Here is a 15,915-nt window from a genome sequence, read left to right as displayed (position 1 = left end):
CGAAGTGCCACCCGCTGAAACTGACCTTGTTGGCGAAGATGCTCGCCGGCGGATCGTCCGGCGATTTGCGTCGGGCGGCCCAACGCCTTGCAATTTGCGGCGATGGGGCGTATATGAGCCTCAAATTCTTGATCGGTAGATGAAGAGTGGGCCCGTCAGGACCCGCTCTTTTTTATTAGCCGGTCCGATGAGGAGATGATCGTTTGTCCGATACGACAACGGCTGAAAATGCACATGAACCCCGCCTGATCACCGAAACCGGTCTCGACCAGCGCGTCGCCGACATCATCGAGCCGGTCATCGTGCCGATGGGTTACCAGCTCGTGCGCGTGCGCATGTCCGGCCAGAACGGCCTGACGCTGCAGATCATGGCCGAGCGCACCGACGGCACGATGACCGTCGAGGACTGCGAAGAGATCTCCAAGGCCATTTCGCCGGTTCTCGATGTGGAAGATCCGATCGACAAGGCGTATCATCTCGAAGTGTCGTCGCCGGGCATCGACCGCCCGATGGTGCGCAAGTCCGACTTCTTCCGCTGGCAGGGTCACCTGCTGAAATGCGAGACGTCGGTTTTGGTCGACGGCCGCAAGCGGTTCCGCGGCAAGATCGTTTCCGTCGATGACGACGGTTTCCGGCTCGAGCGCGACCAGGTTGCCTATGGCGAGGAGCCCGTCGTCGTTATCCCGTTCACCACGCTTTCCGAGGCGCGGCTGATCCTGACCGACGATCTGATCCGTGATGCGCTGACCGCCGACAAGAAGGCGAAGGCAGCACGCGCTGCGAATGAAAATTTCGAAGACGAAGATTCACCTATTGAGGAATAAGTCGGGCGGAGCGTGAAGCCCCCTGCAACCCAACGGAGACAAGACATGGCAGTCAGTGCTAACCGGCTCGAGCTTCTGCAGATCGCGGATGCTGTCGCGCGTGAAAAGGTGATCGACCGTGAGATCGTTCTGGCCGCGATGGCCGACGCGATCCAGAAGGCCGCCCGCTCGCGCTATGGGTCGGAATCGAACATCCGCGCCGACATCAACTCCAAGACCGGCGAAATCCGCCTGCAGCGTCTTCTGGAAGTGGTCGAGAAGGCTGACGATTACTCCACGCAGATCCCGCTCGAGCTTGCTCGCGATCGCAACCCGGATGCCAAACTCGGCGACTTCATCGCCGATCCGCTGCCGCCGATGGATTTTGGCCGCATCGCCGCCCAGTCGGCCAAGCAGGTCATCGTGCAGAAGGTTCGTGAAGCCGAGCGCGATCGCCAGTTCGACGAGTTCAAGGATCGCGTCGGCGAAATCGTCAACGGCACGGTCAAGCGCGTCGAATACGGCAACGTCATCGTCGACCTCGGTCGTGGCGAAGGCATCATCCGCCGCGACGAGATGATCCCGCGCGAAAACATGCGCTACGGCGACCGCGTCCGCGCCTTCGTCTACGACGTTCGCCGCGAACAGCGCGGCCCGCAGATCTTCCTGTCGCGTACCCATCCGCAGTTCATGGTGAAGCTCTTCACCATGGAAGTGCCTGAGATCTACGACGGCATCATCCAGATCAAGTCGGTTGCCCGTGATCCGGGTTCGCGCGCCAAGATCGCCGTTGTCTCCAACGATAGCTCGATCGATCCGGTCGGCGCCTGCGTCGGTATGCGCGGTTCGCGCGTTCAGGCCGTCGTCGGCGAACTGCAGGGCGAAAAGATCGACATCATTCCGTGGTCGCAGGACCCGGCATCGTTCATCGTCAACGCGCTGCAGCCGGCGGAAGTCGCCAAGGTCGTTCTCGACGAGGATGCAGAGCGCATCGAAGTGGTCGTTCCGGACGAGCAGCTGTCGCTCGCCATCGGCCGTCGCGGTCAGAACGTTCGCCTTGCCTCGCAGCTGACCGGCTGGGATATCGACATCCTCACCGAGCAGGAAGAGAGCGAGCGCCGCCAGAAGGAGTTCACCGAGCGCACCAACCTGTTCATGGACGCGCTCGACGTCGACGAAATGGTCGGCCAGGTTCTGGCTTCCGAAGGCTTTGCCGCCGTCGAGGAGCTCGCCTATGTCGATCTCGACGAAATCGCCTCGATTGACGGCTTCGACGACGAGACCGCGACCGAAATCCAGACCCGCGCCCGCGAGTTCCTGGAAAAGCTGGAAGCCGAACTGGATGCCAAGCGCAAGGAACTCGGCGTTGCCGACGAACTGCGCTCGATCGACGGCCTGACGAGCCAGATGCTCGTTGCGCTCGGCGAAGAAGGCATCAAGACGGTCGAAGACTTTGCCGGTTGCGCCGCGGACGATCTCGTCGGCTGGAGCGAACGCAAGGACGGCGAGACCAAGCGTTTCGAGGGCACCTTCTCGAAGTTCGAAGTTTCGCGCGCCGAAGCCGAAGCCATGATCGTTCAGGCCCGCCTTGCGGCTGGCTGGATCACGGAAGAGGACCTGGCAAGCGACGAGGTCGAAGGTGAAGAGCCGATCGACGTTGCCGAAGGCGCCGAGCAGGACGCTTAAGGGCGATGACCGTCTCTGATGAGGCCGACAGCCTGCCTTCGGACACCCTGCCTGTAGATGGGGGTCCGAAGGATCGCAGCGGCAGCACGCGGACCTGCATCGTCACCCGCGAAAGCGGATCGCCCGACGAGCTGATCCGCTTCGTGGCCGGACCCGACGGTCGCGTCGTTCCGGATCTGAAGCGTCAGCTTCCGGGGCGCGGCTGCTGGGTGAAGGCCGAGCGGGCGCTGATCGAGAAAGCGGTGGCGAAGAAGTTCTTCGCCCGCGCACTCAAGGCGGACGTCAAGGCTGACGCGACGCTCGCCGACGATGTCGACCGGCTGCTCGGTGAGCAGCTGGCCGGAATGATGAACTTGGCGCGCAAGGCGGCCCAGTTCATTTCCGGTGCGACGAAGACGGAGCAGGCCGTGCGCGGTCTGGCAGCGCTTGCCGTGTTCCACGCGGCCGATGCTGCCGCCGACGGCGTGCGCAAGATAGACCAGGCCCGCAAGGCGATGAGCTTCGTGGCCGACGACGAAACGGAAATACCTTCGTTCCGTCCCTTCACCGGGGCGGAAATGGAGGGCCTTTTAGGAAGTAATGCTTTTATCCATGCCGCAGCGCTTGCAGGGCAGGCGGGTGAGGGTGTAGTGAAGCGCGCAATCATGCTCGAAAAGTACCGAGGATCCGTCCCGGTCCGGGCCGAAGGCGGCGCTGGCAAGCCACAGCAATGACCCGAGTCACCGGCACAGTCTGGCATCGCGTACATTGTTTGAGACAATTTGGAAGACAGGGTCAGGTGATACGCATCCGGCCCTGATCGCTAGGAACGGAACGGAATGACCGACAACAACGACGACAAGACAGGCAGCGCAGCAGGCAAGAAGACGCTGACCCTGAAGCCCCACGGGGTTTCGCAGGGGACCGTGCGTCAGGACATGGGCCGTGGCCGCACCAAGGCGGTCGTGGTCGAAACCAAGAAACGCCCCTTCCATCGCCCTAAGGACGAGCGCCCGATCACGCCGGTTGCCGCGGCTCCCGCCGCACGCCCGGTCGAGCAGCGTCCGGCTCAGCCGCAGCCTTCCGGCCGCCCGGCCCCGCAGCCGCAGCAACACTCGACGCGCCAGGAAGCCAACCAGGCCAACCGGCCGCGTGTGGGTGTCGTTCTGAACCAGCTTTCAGCCGGTGAGATCGACGCACGCCGCCGTGCTCTGGCCGAAGCGCAGATCCGCGACGCCGAAGAAGCGGTCATCCGCGCCGAGAACGAAGCGCGCCGCAAGCGCGAGGAAGAAGCCCGTCTCCTTCAGGAGAAGGAAGAAGCCGCACGCCGCGCCGCTGAAGAAGCAGCCCGTCCGGCAGTCGAGCCCGAAGCAAAGGTCGAAGAGGTTGTCGAAGAGCGCCCCGCGGCAGCTCGCACACCCGCTTCCACCGAGCGTCGCGCCGACAGCCGCCCGCAGGCTGGACGGTCTGCGGAAGCTGCAACTGGACTTCCGACCCCGGCACCGGCCGGCGCTCTGCGCGGCCGCAAGGTCGACAACGAAAAGGATGAGGATCGTGGTCCGCGTCCTGGCGCAGGACCGGTTCGCGGCAAGGTCGTGCGTCCGGAGCCGGCAAAGGTTCCGGCCCGCCCGAAGGGTGACGATGGTCGCCGCCAGGGCAAGCTGACGCTGAGCACCGCGGGCGATGAGGATGCCGGCCAGCGCGCTCGCTCGCTGTCGGCCATGCGTCGTCGCCAGGAGAAGTTCAAGCGCAGCCAGATGCAGGAAACCCGCGAGAAGATTTCTCGCGAAGTCATCCTGCCCGAAACCATCACCATTCAGGAACTGTCGCAGCGCATGTCTGAACGCGCCGTCGATGTCATCAAGTACCTGATGAAGGAAGGTCAGATGATGAAGCCCGGCGATCTGATCGACGCCGACCTGGCTGAACTCATCGCTGGCGAATTCGGCCACACGGTCAAGCGCGTTTCGGAATCCGACGTCGAGGAAGGCATCTTCAACGTTTCGGACTCGGACGAAGAAATGGAGCCGCGTCCGCCGATCGTTACGATCATGGGACACGTCGACCACGGCAAGACTTCGCTGCTCGACGCCATCCGTCATGCCAACGTGGTTGCCGGCGAAGCCGGTGGCATCACCCAGCATATCGGCGCCTACCAGGTCGAGCAGAACGGCAACAAGATCACCTTCATCGACACCCCCGGCCACGCGGCGTTCACCGCCATGCGTGCCCGTGGTGCCCAGGCGACCGACATCGCGATCCTCGTGGTTGCGGCTGACGACAGCGTGATGCCGCAGACGATCGAATCGATCAACCACGCCAAGGCGGCGGGTGTTCCGATCATCGTGGCGATCAACAAGGTCGACAAGCCGACGGCAAACCCGCAGAAGGTTCGCACCGAACTGCTGCAGCACGAAGTCTTCGTCGAATCCATGGGCGGTGAAGTTCTCGACGTGGAAGTCTCCGCGAAGAACGGCACCAACCTCGACAAGCTTCTGGAAGCGATCCTGCTCCAGGCGGAAATTCTCGACCTGCGCGCCAATCCGAACCGGACGGCAGAAGGTACGGTGGTCGAAGCCGAGCTTGACCGTGGCCGTGGTGCGGTTGCGACCGTGCTCGTTCAGAAGGGCACGCTGCGTCCGGGCCAGATCATCGTCGCCGGTGATCAGTGGGGCCGTGTACGCGCGCTCGTCAACGACAAGGGCGAACACGTCAAGGAAGCTGGCCCGTCGATGCCGGTCGAGGTTCTCGGCCTGTCGGGTACGCCGGCTGCCGGTGACAAGTTCGCCGTCGTCGAAAACGAAAGCCGCGCTCGCGAGATCTCCGAATACCGCCAGCGTCTCGCCCGCGAGAAGCAGGTTGCCCGTCAGTCCGGCTCGCGCGGCTCGCTCGAGCAGATGATGACCCAGCTCCAGACCTCCGGGCTCAAGGAGTTCCCGCTGGTCATCAAGGGCGACGTGCAGGGCTCGATCGAAGCGATCGCCGGTGCGCTCGACAAGCTCGGAACCGACGAAGTGCGTGCACGCATCGTGCATTCGGGTGCCGGTGGTATCACCGAGTCCGATATCTCGCTCGCCGAGGCATCGAACGCCGCGATCATCGGCTTCAACGTCCGTGCAAACTCGCAGGCCCGTTCGGCCGCCGAGCGTGCCGGCATCGAGATCCGCTACTACAACATCATCTACGATCTGGTGGATGACGTGAAGGCGGCGATGTCGGGTCTGCTCTCGCCGGAGCGCCGCGAAACCTTCCTCGGCAACGCCGAGATCCTGGAGGTGTTCAACATCACCAAGGTCGGCAAGGTCGCGGGTTGCCGCGTCACCGAAGGCAAGGTCGAGCGTGGCGTCGGCGTCCGTCTGGTTCGCGACAACGTCGTTATCCACGAAGGCAAGCTCAAGACCCTCAAGCGCTTCAAGGACGAAGTCTCGGAAGTCAATGTCGGTCAGGAATGCGGCATGGCCTTCGAGAACTACGAAGACATCCGCGCCGGCGATACGATCGAGTGCTTCCGCGTCGAGCATATCACCCGGACGCTCTAATGGGGCTGAAAGCCCGGCAAATCTGCACAACGGCGGCCTTGGCCGCTGTTGTGTCGTTTTGGCGGACGCCGGCTTTCGCGGAAGTCTGCGACAAGATCTATCCCGGATGGGATGGGCAGAATTTCTCGGTTTTCAACGAGGTGGCCGCTTTTCTGACCAATTGGGTCGGCCTGGCGGCGCTTTTCTGTCTGTTGATCGGTTCAGTGGTTTTGCGCCTTCGGGCGCTGCTTTGGGTCGGGAGTCTTCTCGGCGGCCTCCTCCTGCTGATGGCCATCACATCCTGGGGAGATGCCGAGCACGGGGTATGGCAGTCGGCCATCAATGAGGGTTGCGCTCATCCGCAGTTCGAACTGATCCATCTGCTGTCCGCGCTCGTGTTGACCGCTACGGGCGTCTTTCTGGGGCTGCGTCAAAGAAAGCGGGCGCAGGCAATCAGGGCTACCCGTGCCTGAGGCAGGGACGCTATATTACGCTTAAGAATAAAACGGATTGCCGCCCTGGGCGGGCGCAATACCTTGGAAAGCCAACGACCATGACCAAAGCCACATCCTCTGCCCCTTCCCAGCGCATGCTGCGTGTCGGTGAACAGGTGCGTGCTGCGATCACGCAGGTTCTGCAGCGCGGCGAAGTTCGCGATCCCGTGATCGAGAAGACCGTCATCGCGATCTCGGAAGTGCGCATGTCGCCGGATCTGAAGATCGCCACCGCCTACGTGACTCCGCTCGGCGTACCCAACCATGACGAAGTCATCGACGCGCTGAACCGCAATGCCAAGTACATTCGGGGCCGCCTCGGCCCGCAGCTCAGGCAGATGAAATACATGCCCGACGTTCGTTTCCGCGACGATACGAGCTTCGACAACTACAAGAAGATCGATGAACTCCTGCGTTCGCCGGAAGTCAGCCGCGATCTCGACCAGACCGAAGACGAAGAATAGTAGATTTCATGTCCAAACCGCGTAAGCCCAAGGGCCGCCCGATCTCGGGCTGGCTGATCCTCGACAAGCCGCTCGACTTCGGCTCCACCGAAGCCGTCTCGAAGATCAAGTGGCTGTTCAAGGCCCAGAAGGCCGGCCACGCCGGCACCCTCGATCCGCTCGCCTCCGGCATGCTGCCGATTGCGCTCGGCGATGCGACGAAGACCGTCCCTTACGTGATGGATGGACGCAAGATCTACGAATTCACCGTCGCCTGGGGCGAGGAGCGCTCCACGGACGACCTCGAAGGCGAGGTCACCCATTCCTCGGCCGAGCGGCCGAACGAAGAGGCGATCCGCGCGCTTCTGCCGAAATACACAGGCGTCATCAGCCAGGTCCCGCCGCAGTTCTCGGCGATCAAGATCGATGGCGAGCGCGCCTATGATCTCGCCCGCGACGGCGAGACGGTCGAAATCCCGGCCCGTGAGGTCGAGGTACACCGGCTGACGCTGCTGGGTGCTGCACCCAATCTCGCCCATTTCGAAATCGAATGCGGCAAGGGCACCTATGTGCGCTCGCTCGCCCGCGACATGGGCCGCGATCTCGGGTGTTTCGGCCACATCGCGTCGCTGCGACGTACCTTCGTCGCCCCTTTCGGGGAAGAGGACATGGTGCCGCTTGCCGACCTGGTGGCTTTGGAAAAGATCGAGGACGACCAGGAACGTCTGGCGGCACTCGACGCCTATCTGATCGAGACCGGCGAAGCGCTTTCCAGCCTTCCGCACGTGCCTGTCAACGACGACCAGGCGCACCGTCTCAGAATGGGCAATCCCATCATCCTGCGCGGCCGCGACGCACCGCTGGCGACGCCCGAGGCCTATGCCACGGCGCGCGGCAAGCTGGTCGCTATCGGTGAGATCGCCGAGGGCGAATTCCGCCCCAAGCGTGTCTTCGCCGGAAGCTAAGCGCCCGGAACCATTTGCCTTTGCTTGATCCTTGACGCATGATCCCGGCATGGGTTCCCAGTCCATCCGAGGTGATTCCGTTTCCGTATCGCGTTTCGTTGCCGTTTGGCGGTTGCGCCATTTGCGGCGACGTGCGCCCAAGGCGTTGATGCCGCCGGCAGGGAACGGAAAGGGACGTTGCAGGTGACCGGTGTGACGGAGGAAGGAAAACGCAGGGCAAGCAATCGCCTGGCGGCGATGGTCGATCGCGCCCGCCATCGGCTGACCCGCCCGTTCAGTTTCTATCTGACGTCGCTGCTGCTGGTCGCCATCGTTCCGGCCTTCATCTTTTCGCTTGTTGTGCTGAAGCGCAGCGTCGATGCGCAGGAGCAGGTTATCACCTCGCTGCTGCAGGCCTCGACCGGATCGGTGACGCGCATCGTCGAGCGCGATATCGAGGGCATGCTGACGACGCTGAAGGTGCTTTCGACCTCGCGGGCGATCGAGGAAACCAATTTGCAGGCCTTTTACGAGAGAGCCTCGACAGCGCTGGCGCAGACCGATTCCTACCTGATCGTCATCGATCGCAAGCACGAGCAGCGGCTCAACACCCGCGTTCCCTTCGGCACCCAGCTCGGCAAGGGGTCCGATCCGGACTCCATCGAGCGCGCCTTCACCAACAACGGCGCGCCGCTCGTCTCCAATGTCTTCTTCGGCAAGACCGCCGGAAAATGGGTGTTCAACGTCTATCTGCCGGCAAAACTCTCGACCGGTGAGGAATACCTGCTGGCCTTGACGCAAAACGCCGAGAACATGGCCAAGGCCGTTAACCGTGATACGCTGACGCCTGGCTGGAACGCGGCCCTCGTCGACGGCGCGGGAAAGGTCATCATCTCCTCGGATGCGACGGTCAAGGCCGGCAAGCCGTTCTTTCTCGACAAGGTCCCAGCGATCAGCATCGGCGTTCGCAACATCAAGGAGAACGGCACGGAATATCGGGTGGCGACCGAATTCTCGGTGATCACCGGCTGGCGGATCATCGCCTGGGCCCCGCGCTCGATCGTCGATGCGCCCGCCGTCTGGTCGTTCCTGTGGCTTTCTCTCGGTGGCATCATCTTTGCCGGCATCGCGATCGCCGGTTCGCTGGCCATCGCGCGGCTCCTGTCGCAGGGTGTGAAGCTCGTGGCGCAGGATGCGCGCCGCCTTGGCGCCGGCGAGCGGATCGAGCCGCGCCCGCACATGATCGCCGAGGTCGAGCAGGTTTCGGCGGCACTGGCGCGGGCGGCAGCCGCGCGCACCAAGGCGGAGAGCGAAATCCGGTTCCTGATGCGCGAGGTGGCGCACCGCTCGAAGAACCAGCTGACGGTGATCCAGTCGATGTTGAACCAGTCGGTCTATTCGGCCGAGAGCGCCGCCGATTTCGCCGACAGTTTCCGCAAGCGCATCGCCGGGCTCGCCCGCTCCACCGACCTGATGATCGCCAATGCCGCCCAAGGGGTCGATTTTCGGGAACTGGCCCAGAACCAGCTGCAACCGTTCACGCCTGACGATCCGAGGCGGGTGATCCTGTCCGGCCCGCCTTTGCGGCTCGAGACCCAGATCGCCCAGACGCTCGGCATGGCTCTGCACGAACTCGCCACTAACGCCACCAAATACGGCGCGCTCGCCAATACCACCGGGGTCGTCAAGCTGAGCTGGTCGCTGGAGGATGAGGGCATCGCCATTCGCTGGCGGGAGGAGGGGGCCAATCTCGCAGGCAAGCCCTCAGATCCGATCCGCAAGGGTTTTGGCACGCTCGTGCTCGAACGCATGCTCGGCATGGCCCTGAATGCGGTGCTGGAGCGGACGATGCATGCCGACGGTATCGAGTGGCGGATCACAGTGCCGCGACAGGCCGGCGAAGACGACGCGCCATGACCGGCCGCCGGCGGGTTTTCTCCGCCGATCCGAGCCGCACACCTGCCGATCGCGGCCGGATAAAATCGCCCCCGATGGAGCCGGGCCCGACCGGTTATTGAGGCCATCCGCCGGCCTTCGCGAGCGCCGGTCCATGACCCTTTCCTTTTTCATCCAATTCGTTTATAGGCACGCCAGCAAAAGGCTAAATGCCCGTTGCATTCACGGCCGCAGCTGGACGACATCCCGGCTGACGGCGTCCCTAAATCCTCGAAATCGAAAGGATCATCCGATGTCGATTGCTGCAGAGCGTAAGGCTCAGCTCATCAAGGAATTTGCAACCGTTGAAGGCGACACCGGTTCTCCGGAAGTCCAGGTTGCTATCCTGACGGAACGGATCAACAACCTGACCGAACACTTCAAGGGCCACAAGAAGGATAACCATTCCCGCCGTGGTCTGCTCGCGATGGTTTCCAGCCGTCGTTCGCTCCTCGACTATCTGAAGAAGAAAGACGAAGCGCGCTACACCAAGCTGATCGGTGCCCTGGGCATCCGTCGCTAAGCGACTTATCCGGCGGGTCTTTGCGGCCCGCCGGCTTTTTTATGGAGCGTTGAACGCTCGACGATTAAACTCTCCAGCCGCATAGGAAACGTGGCTAAACGAGAGCGTCCAGCGAGCCGGATGGGCCGGTATCGCGGATCAACCGATGGCCCGTCATGGGGCAGGATTGCAGGATGCTTCGGCCCCTGCTTGCCGGAAACGCCGCTTCAAAGCGGGTGAATGGGCAAAGCGGAAACCAGCCGATTGAAGCGTGAAGCCTCCCGTTGTCTTGCCCGTGATGCGCCATTTCATGCGGCCCTTCGACCGCCCGCGCTGCAACAGCCGCGGAGAGGTCCGCCGCACACGAAGGACAGAACATGTTCGATACCCACAAGGTTGAAATCGAATGGGCTGGGCGTCCGCTCAAGCTCGAAACCGGTAAGGTCGCCCGTCAGGCTGACGGCGCCGTTCTCGCCACCTACGGCGAAACCGTCGTTCTCGCCACCGTCGTTTCGGCCAAGGCGCCGAAGCCGGGCCAGGACTTCTTCCCGCTGACCGTCAACTACCAGGAAAAGACCTACGCCGCCGGCAAGATCCCGGGTGGCTACTTCAAGCGCGAAGGCCGTCCGAGCGAAAACGAAACGCTTGTTTCGCGCCTGATCGACCGCCCGATCCGCCCGCTGTTCCCCGAGGGCTACAAGAACGACACCCAGGTCGTCGTCACGGTCATGCAGCATGACCTCGAAAACAACCCCGACGTCCTGTCGATGGTTGCCGCTTCTGCTGCGCTGACGCTGTCGGGTGTCCCGTTCATGGGCCCGATCGGCGGCGCGCGCGTCGGCTACATCAATGGCCAGTACGTGCTGAACCCGCATCTCGACGAGATGGACGAATCGACCCTCGACCTCGTCGTCGCCGGCACGCAGGAAGCGGTGCTGATGGTCGAATCGGAAGCCAAGGAACTGGCGGAAGACGTCATGCTCGGCGCCGTCGTATTCGGCCAGAAGGGTTTCCAGCCGGTCATCGACGCGATCATCAAGCTCGCTGAAGTTGCCGCCAAGGAGCCGCGCGACTTCCAGCCGGAAGATCATTCCGCGCTCGAAGCCGAAATGCTCGGCATGGCCGAAGCCGAACTGCGCGACGCCTACAAGATCACCGAGAAGGCTGCCCGCTACGCTGCCGTCGACGCCGTCAAGGCAAAGGTGAAGGCACACTTCTTCCCGGAAGGCGCCGAGCCGAAGCACACTGCCGAAGTCATCGGCGCCGTCTTCAAGCACCTGCAAGCCAAGATCGTTCGCTGGAACATCCTCGACACCAAGAGCCGCATCGACGGCCGCGATCTGGAAACCGTTCGGGCGATCGTTTCCGAAGTCGGCCTTCTGCCGCGCACCCACGGTTCGGCCCTGTTCACCCGCGGTGAGACGCAGGCGATCGTCGTTGCCACGCTCGGCACCGGCGAAGACGAACAGTACGTCGACAGCCTGACCGGCATGTACAAAGAACGCTTCATGCTGCACTACAACTTCCCGCCCTACTCGGTCGGCGAAACCGGTCGCATGGGCTCGCCGGGCCGTCGCGAAATCGGTCACGGCAAGCTCGCATGGCGCGCTATCCGCCCGATGCTGCCGGAAGCCGAGCAGTTCCCCTACACGCTGCGCGTCGTTTCCGAGATCACCGAATCGAACGGCTCGTCCTCGATGGCTACCGTCTGCGGCACCTCGCTCGCCCTCATGGACGCTGGCGTTCCGCTTGCAAAGCCGGTTGCCGGTATCGCCATGGGCCTGATCAAGGAAGATGAGCGCTTCGCCGTTCTCTCCGACATCCTCGGCGACGAAGACCACCTCGGCGACATGGACTTCAAGGTCGCTGGTACCGACGCCGGTATCACCTCGCTCCAGATGGACATCAAGATCGAGGGCATCACCGAAGAGATCATGGGCATCGCGCTCAACCAGGCCAAGGGCGGCCGTCTCCACATCCTCGGCGAAATGGCTAAGGCCATCTCCGAAAGCCGTGGCCAGCTCGGCGAATTCGCCCCGCGCATCGAAGTCATGAACATCCCGGTCGACAAGATCCGCGAAGTCATCGGTTCGGGCGGCAAGGTCATCCGCGAAATCGTCGAAAAGACCGGCGCCAAGATCAACATCGAAGACGATGGCACCGTGAAGATCGCCTCTTCGTCGGGCAAGGAAATCGAAGCGGCCCGCAAGTGGATCCACTCGATCGTTGCCGAGCCGGAAGTCGGCCAGATCTACGAAGGCACCGTTGTGAAGACCGCCGACTTCGGCGCCTTCGTCAACTTCTTCGGCGCCCGTGACGGCCTCGTCCACATCTCGCAGCTCGCTTCCGAGCGCGTCGCCAAGACGACCGACGTCGTCAAGGAAGGCGACAAGGTCTGGGTCAAGCTCATGGGCTTCGACGAGCGCGGCAAGGTTCGCCTGTCGATGAAGGTCGTCGACCAGGCCACCGGCAAGGAAATCGCTGCCGAGAAGTCCGAGAAGAAGGGCGACGGCGAAGCCGCTGAATAAGCGCGCTTCACCCGAATGCATTCGGGGCGCGGGGCGGTTCGCTCCGCGCCCCTTTCTTGTAAGAAGATGACGGATAGACCGATGAGCCGAGATTCGTTGAAGACCCTGTTTTACCCGTTCGACAGCGGCGTGATCGACCCGCCGGGCGCGGGCGAGCGCGTGCTGTTCCTTGGCGCGGAAGCGGGCTACAGGCTGCCCCAGGGCTTCGAGGCGTCGATCACTGCCGTACAGCCGCTGCGGCCGCTCTATCGCGCCCTGGAGGCCGCCCGTGCCGACGTGGCGCCTGAAATCACCGGCGAGGACTACGACGTCACGCTGATCCTGTGCGGCAAGCACAAGGGCGAGAACGAAGACCGGATCGCCGAGGCGCTGAAGCGCACGCGCGAAGGCGGCCTGATCGTCGTTGCCGGCGGCAAGGAAGATGGCATCCAGTCGCTGAAGAAGCGCATCGCCAAGTTCGAATGGGACGGCGACCATCTGCCGAAATACCACGGCGTCGCCTTCTGGTTCACCCGTCCGGAAGATGTCACCGACGCCGTACAGAAGCTCGCCAAGGTGCCGGTGCGCGTCGATGGCCTGTTCGAGGCATCGCCCGGCATGTTCTCGCATGACCGCATCGATGCCGGCTCCGAACTGCTGGCCTCGCGTCTGCCGATCGATTTCCACGGCCACGCCGCCGATTTCGGCGCCGGCTGGGGCTATCTCGCAGCCAAGCTCGCTGAAGCGTCGCCGGGCACCAAGGGGGTCGATCTCTTCGAGGCCGATCACGAGGCGCTCGAGGCGGCCCGCGTCAACATGATGGCGAACGCGCCGCGCATGCCGGCGCGCTTCTACTGGTTCGACCTGACGAGCGAAGAGCCGCGCGACAAGTACGACCTCATCGTCATGAACCCGCCCTTCCATGAGGGCCACGCGGCTGAGCCGGCGCTCGGCGTCGCCATCATCAAGACGGCGCTGAAGGCGCTGAAGCAGGGTGGCAAGCTGATGATGGTCGCCAATCGCGGCCTGCCCTATGAGCAGGTGCTGGCCGAAAATTCCAAGGAATATGGCGAGACCTGCCGCAACGCCCGTTTCAAGGTGCTCTGGGCCAAGCGCTAGGCCCAGTAGGGCCCATTTTGCACGAACCGAGAATGGAAAAGCCGGGCGGATGACCCGGCTTTTTTGCATCTGGCCGCACGCCAGACTTTGCCCGTTGCCTTCGCCGCAGATCCGGCTCACCATGTGCCCGGTTTTGCTGCCGGAGGATGAGATCCATGACGTCGGGAGTAAACAGGCCGCCCTTGAGCGAGGATGCGGCCGAAGCTATCGCCAAGGACATCAAGCAGGGCGAGGGACATGGCGCGACCTCCGAGGTGCCCATGTCGTTCCTGCAGAGCCTCTACCGTTCGCCGCTTGACCCGGCACGCCGAACCCATACGGGTTTCGTCGTAGTGGCGGTCATCGTGGCCTTGCTCGTGCTCTTCATCCTGGTTTGAGGCAGCCGGCAGAAAGCAGGCGGACCGGGTCCGTCAGCTGCGGCGTTCCTTGACGATCAACAGCCCAGCGAGGGCGGCGCAGAGCAGGCCGAGGGACAGCGGCAGGCCGTGGTGTCCGGTCACTTGCATGGCAAGTCCCGTTGCCGGCGAGCCGACCATGCCGCCAAGGCCCCAGGCGAAGGCAAAGGCGGCATTGCCGGCGATCAAGGCCCGACCGCCGAAGCGCTCGCCGAGCTGGATCAGCGACAGGGTATAGATCCCGAACGTCACCCCGCCCCAGACAAAAACGAGCGGCCAGATGAGCCAGCTGTCGAACAGCCATGGCAGCAGCAGGCACCCGGCCAGGGATGAAAGCACGCAGAACAGCATGGTCCGCCTCGATCCCCTGCGTTCGGAGAGCCGTCCGAGCAGGACCTGCAGCGACGCATTGCCGGCAATGAAGCAGGTGATGAGCGGCGCGACGCGCGCCTCGTCGCTGCCAAGCGCTGCGCCATAGACCGCAAGCAGCGAAAGCAGGGTCTGCTCGAAGGCCGCAGCCGTCGCGACCGCAAACAGCAGCAACGGCGCCAGCGCGAAAAAGCCGGCGACCGAAGTCGCCTCCCCATTCTGTGGCATCTCCGGCAGGCGCGACACCAAAGCGAGCAGGATCAGGCCGCAGGCGAGGAAAGCCACGATGCCGATCAGGAATGGGGACCAGCCGGCCGTTCCGACCAGACCGAGCGACAGCGGCCCGATGGCGAAGCCGGCCGAAACGACGGAGGAATAGAGACCCATGATGCGGCCCCGGCGGGACGCGGGCGTAATCGCCACCAGCCAGGTCTCGCTGATCACGGATAGCGGATTGGCGAAGACGCCCAGCAGAAAGCGCAGTGGCATCCAGGCCCAGACGTCGGCGGTCCAGGCAATGGCGGCAAGCGTGCTGGCGGCCAGCACCGAACACAGGACCGCGAGCCGGGCACCGCCCAGCCGCCGTGAAAGCATCGGGATCAGAGGCGCCGACAGGATGAACCCAAGCGGCGTCATGGCCGCCGACAGGCCGATGAGGGCAGGTTCCGTCCGCTGCCGCTCCAGGATGAAGCTGAGCAGCGGATAGGTGAGCCCCTGCGCCACCGCAAAGACGGTGACCGTCGCGATGATGCCCGCCATCGCCGCCCATGGGGTCCGATCTTCCCGGAGCGTTGTGATCGCCTCGCCAAGGAGCGGCGCCGGTGGTGGCTGCTGGTCCGATGTCATTGCGCGGGTCACCTTAAAGCACTTGCCAGAAGGGTCTGGCCAGCTCCTCCTCGACCTGGCGTCGCGTCAGGCCGATATCGTCGATCAGATGTGGATCGCCCTTGAGCTTTCGCTCGAGCTCGACGTGAAATTGGTTCCGTTCACGCCAGGCGGCGACCATCCGTCTCAGCGTCTCGACAGGGTAAAGCGAACGCGTCGGGCTCCCCCGCGTCTTTGGCGCCGCTGGCTGAGGGGAAACGATGGGAGAAAAGGGGGCGTTGTTCATGACAACCTCGCTATCGGCTTTGAGGGATCCGGAGATCCTCGATCTGAAGGAGGTTGGATTCTGCGAAATAGGATCGACGCCGTACTTAAGCCCTTCCAAAAAGTTCTCAA

At 63.3% G+C, this 15,915-nt stretch carries 14 protein-coding genes; 12 read left to right on the top strand and 2 right to left on the bottom strand.

All coding sequences use genetic code 11. From position 1 onward, the window contains the following. The first annotated feature begins 203 nt into the window (after positions 1–203). From rimP to JVX98_RS21475, 12 genes are all read left to right on the top strand, one after another. Positions 204–824, top strand: coding sequence for a ribosome maturation factor RimP (gene rimP / locus JVX98_RS21530; RefSeq protein ID WP_043611825.1), 621 nt, complete (start codon positions 204–206; stop codon positions 822–824). A 45-nt stretch (positions 825–869) separates the two neighbouring features. Then, positions 870–2,489 carry a transcription termination factor NusA gene (gene nusA / locus JVX98_RS21525; RefSeq protein ID WP_192448181.1) on the top strand — a complete coding sequence of 540 codons (1,620 nt, stop codon included), beginning with the start codon at positions 870–872 and terminating at the stop codon, positions 2,487–2,489. A 5-nt stretch (positions 2,490–2,494) separates the two neighbouring features. Then, positions 2,495–3,202, top strand: coding sequence for an RNA-binding protein (locus tag JVX98_RS21520; RefSeq protein ID WP_043611830.1), 708 nt, complete (start codon positions 2,495–2,497; stop codon positions 3,200–3,202). Between the two features lie 105 nt (positions 3,203–3,307). Next, positions 3,308–6,007: a translation initiation factor IF-2 gene (gene infB / locus JVX98_RS21515; RefSeq protein WP_205237363.1), complete on the top strand. Its 2,700-nt coding sequence runs from the start codon at positions 3,308–3,310 to the stop codon at positions 6,005–6,007. Further along, the gene (locus JVX98_RS21510) at positions 6,007–6,459 is read left to right on the top strand and encodes a hypothetical protein (protein ID WP_205237362.1); all 453 of its coding nucleotides are present in this window, start codon (positions 6,007–6,009) and stop codon (positions 6,457–6,459) included. The genes infB and JVX98_RS21510 overlap by 1 nt, the downstream gene beginning before the upstream one ends. Before the next feature lie 80 nt (positions 6,460–6,539). Next, complete coding sequence (gene rbfA, locus JVX98_RS21505) at positions 6,540–6,944, top strand: 30S ribosome-binding factor RbfA (RefSeq protein ID WP_043611838.1); 405 nt, start codon at positions 6,540–6,542, stop codon at positions 6,942–6,944. Positions 6,945–6,952: 8 nt separating this feature from the next. Then, entirely contained in the window at positions 6,953–7,888 is a 936-nt protein-coding gene (truB, locus tag JVX98_RS21500) for a tRNA pseudouridine(55) synthase TruB (RefSeq protein ID WP_034804752.1), read from the top strand. 183 nt (positions 7,889–8,071) lie between these two features. Next, a complete protein-coding gene (locus tag JVX98_RS21495; RefSeq protein WP_371826529.1) occupies positions 8,072–9,784 on the top strand; it encodes a sensor histidine kinase in 1,713 nt (570 codons plus the stop codon). A gap of 271 nt (positions 9,785–10,055) precedes the next feature. After that, positions 10,056–10,325 (top strand): 30S ribosomal protein S15, encoded by a 270-nt coding sequence (gene rpsO / locus JVX98_RS21490; protein WP_029742369.1) that lies wholly within the window; start codon positions 10,056–10,058, stop codon positions 10,323–10,325. Positions 10,326–10,681: 356 nt separating this feature from the next. Further along, positions 10,682–12,832 (top strand): polyribonucleotide nucleotidyltransferase, encoded by a 2,151-nt coding sequence (gene pnp, locus JVX98_RS21485; protein WP_043611841.1) that lies wholly within the window; start codon positions 10,682–10,684, stop codon positions 12,830–12,832. 81 nt (positions 12,833–12,913) lie between these two features. After that, positions 12,914–13,930, top strand: a complete 1,017-nt coding sequence (locus JVX98_RS21480; protein ID WP_192448176.1) for a class I SAM-dependent methyltransferase — start codon at positions 12,914–12,916, stop codon at positions 13,928–13,930. A gap of 155 nt (positions 13,931–14,085) precedes the next feature. After that, positions 14,086–14,307 (top strand): hypothetical protein, encoded by a 222-nt coding sequence (locus JVX98_RS21475; RefSeq protein WP_205237361.1) that lies wholly within the window; start codon positions 14,086–14,088, stop codon positions 14,305–14,307. A gap of 33 nt (positions 14,308–14,340) precedes the next feature. Here JVX98_RS21475 and JVX98_RS21470 read toward each other — a convergent pair whose 3' ends face one another. Both JVX98_RS21470 and JVX98_RS21465 read right to left on the bottom strand, forming a co-directional pair. After that, positions 14,341–15,453 (bottom strand): MFS transporter, encoded by a 1,113-nt coding sequence (locus tag JVX98_RS21470; RefSeq protein ID WP_371826573.1) that lies wholly within the window; start codon positions 15,451–15,453, stop codon positions 14,341–14,343. A gap of 100 nt (positions 15,454–15,553) precedes the next feature. Further along, the gene (locus JVX98_RS21465) at positions 15,554–15,805 is read right to left on the bottom strand and encodes a DUF1127 domain-containing protein (RefSeq protein ID WP_205237359.1); all 252 of its coding nucleotides are present in this window, start codon (positions 15,803–15,805) and stop codon (positions 15,554–15,556) included. Positions 15,806–15,915 lie beyond the last annotated feature (110 nt).

The sequence above is a fragment of the Ensifer sp. PDNC004 genome (assembly GCF_016919405.1).
In the GTDB taxonomy this organism is placed as follows: domain Bacteria; phylum Pseudomonadota; class Alphaproteobacteria; order Rhizobiales; family Rhizobiaceae; genus Ensifer.
This window is presented reverse-complemented; position numbering and strand designations above follow the sequence as displayed.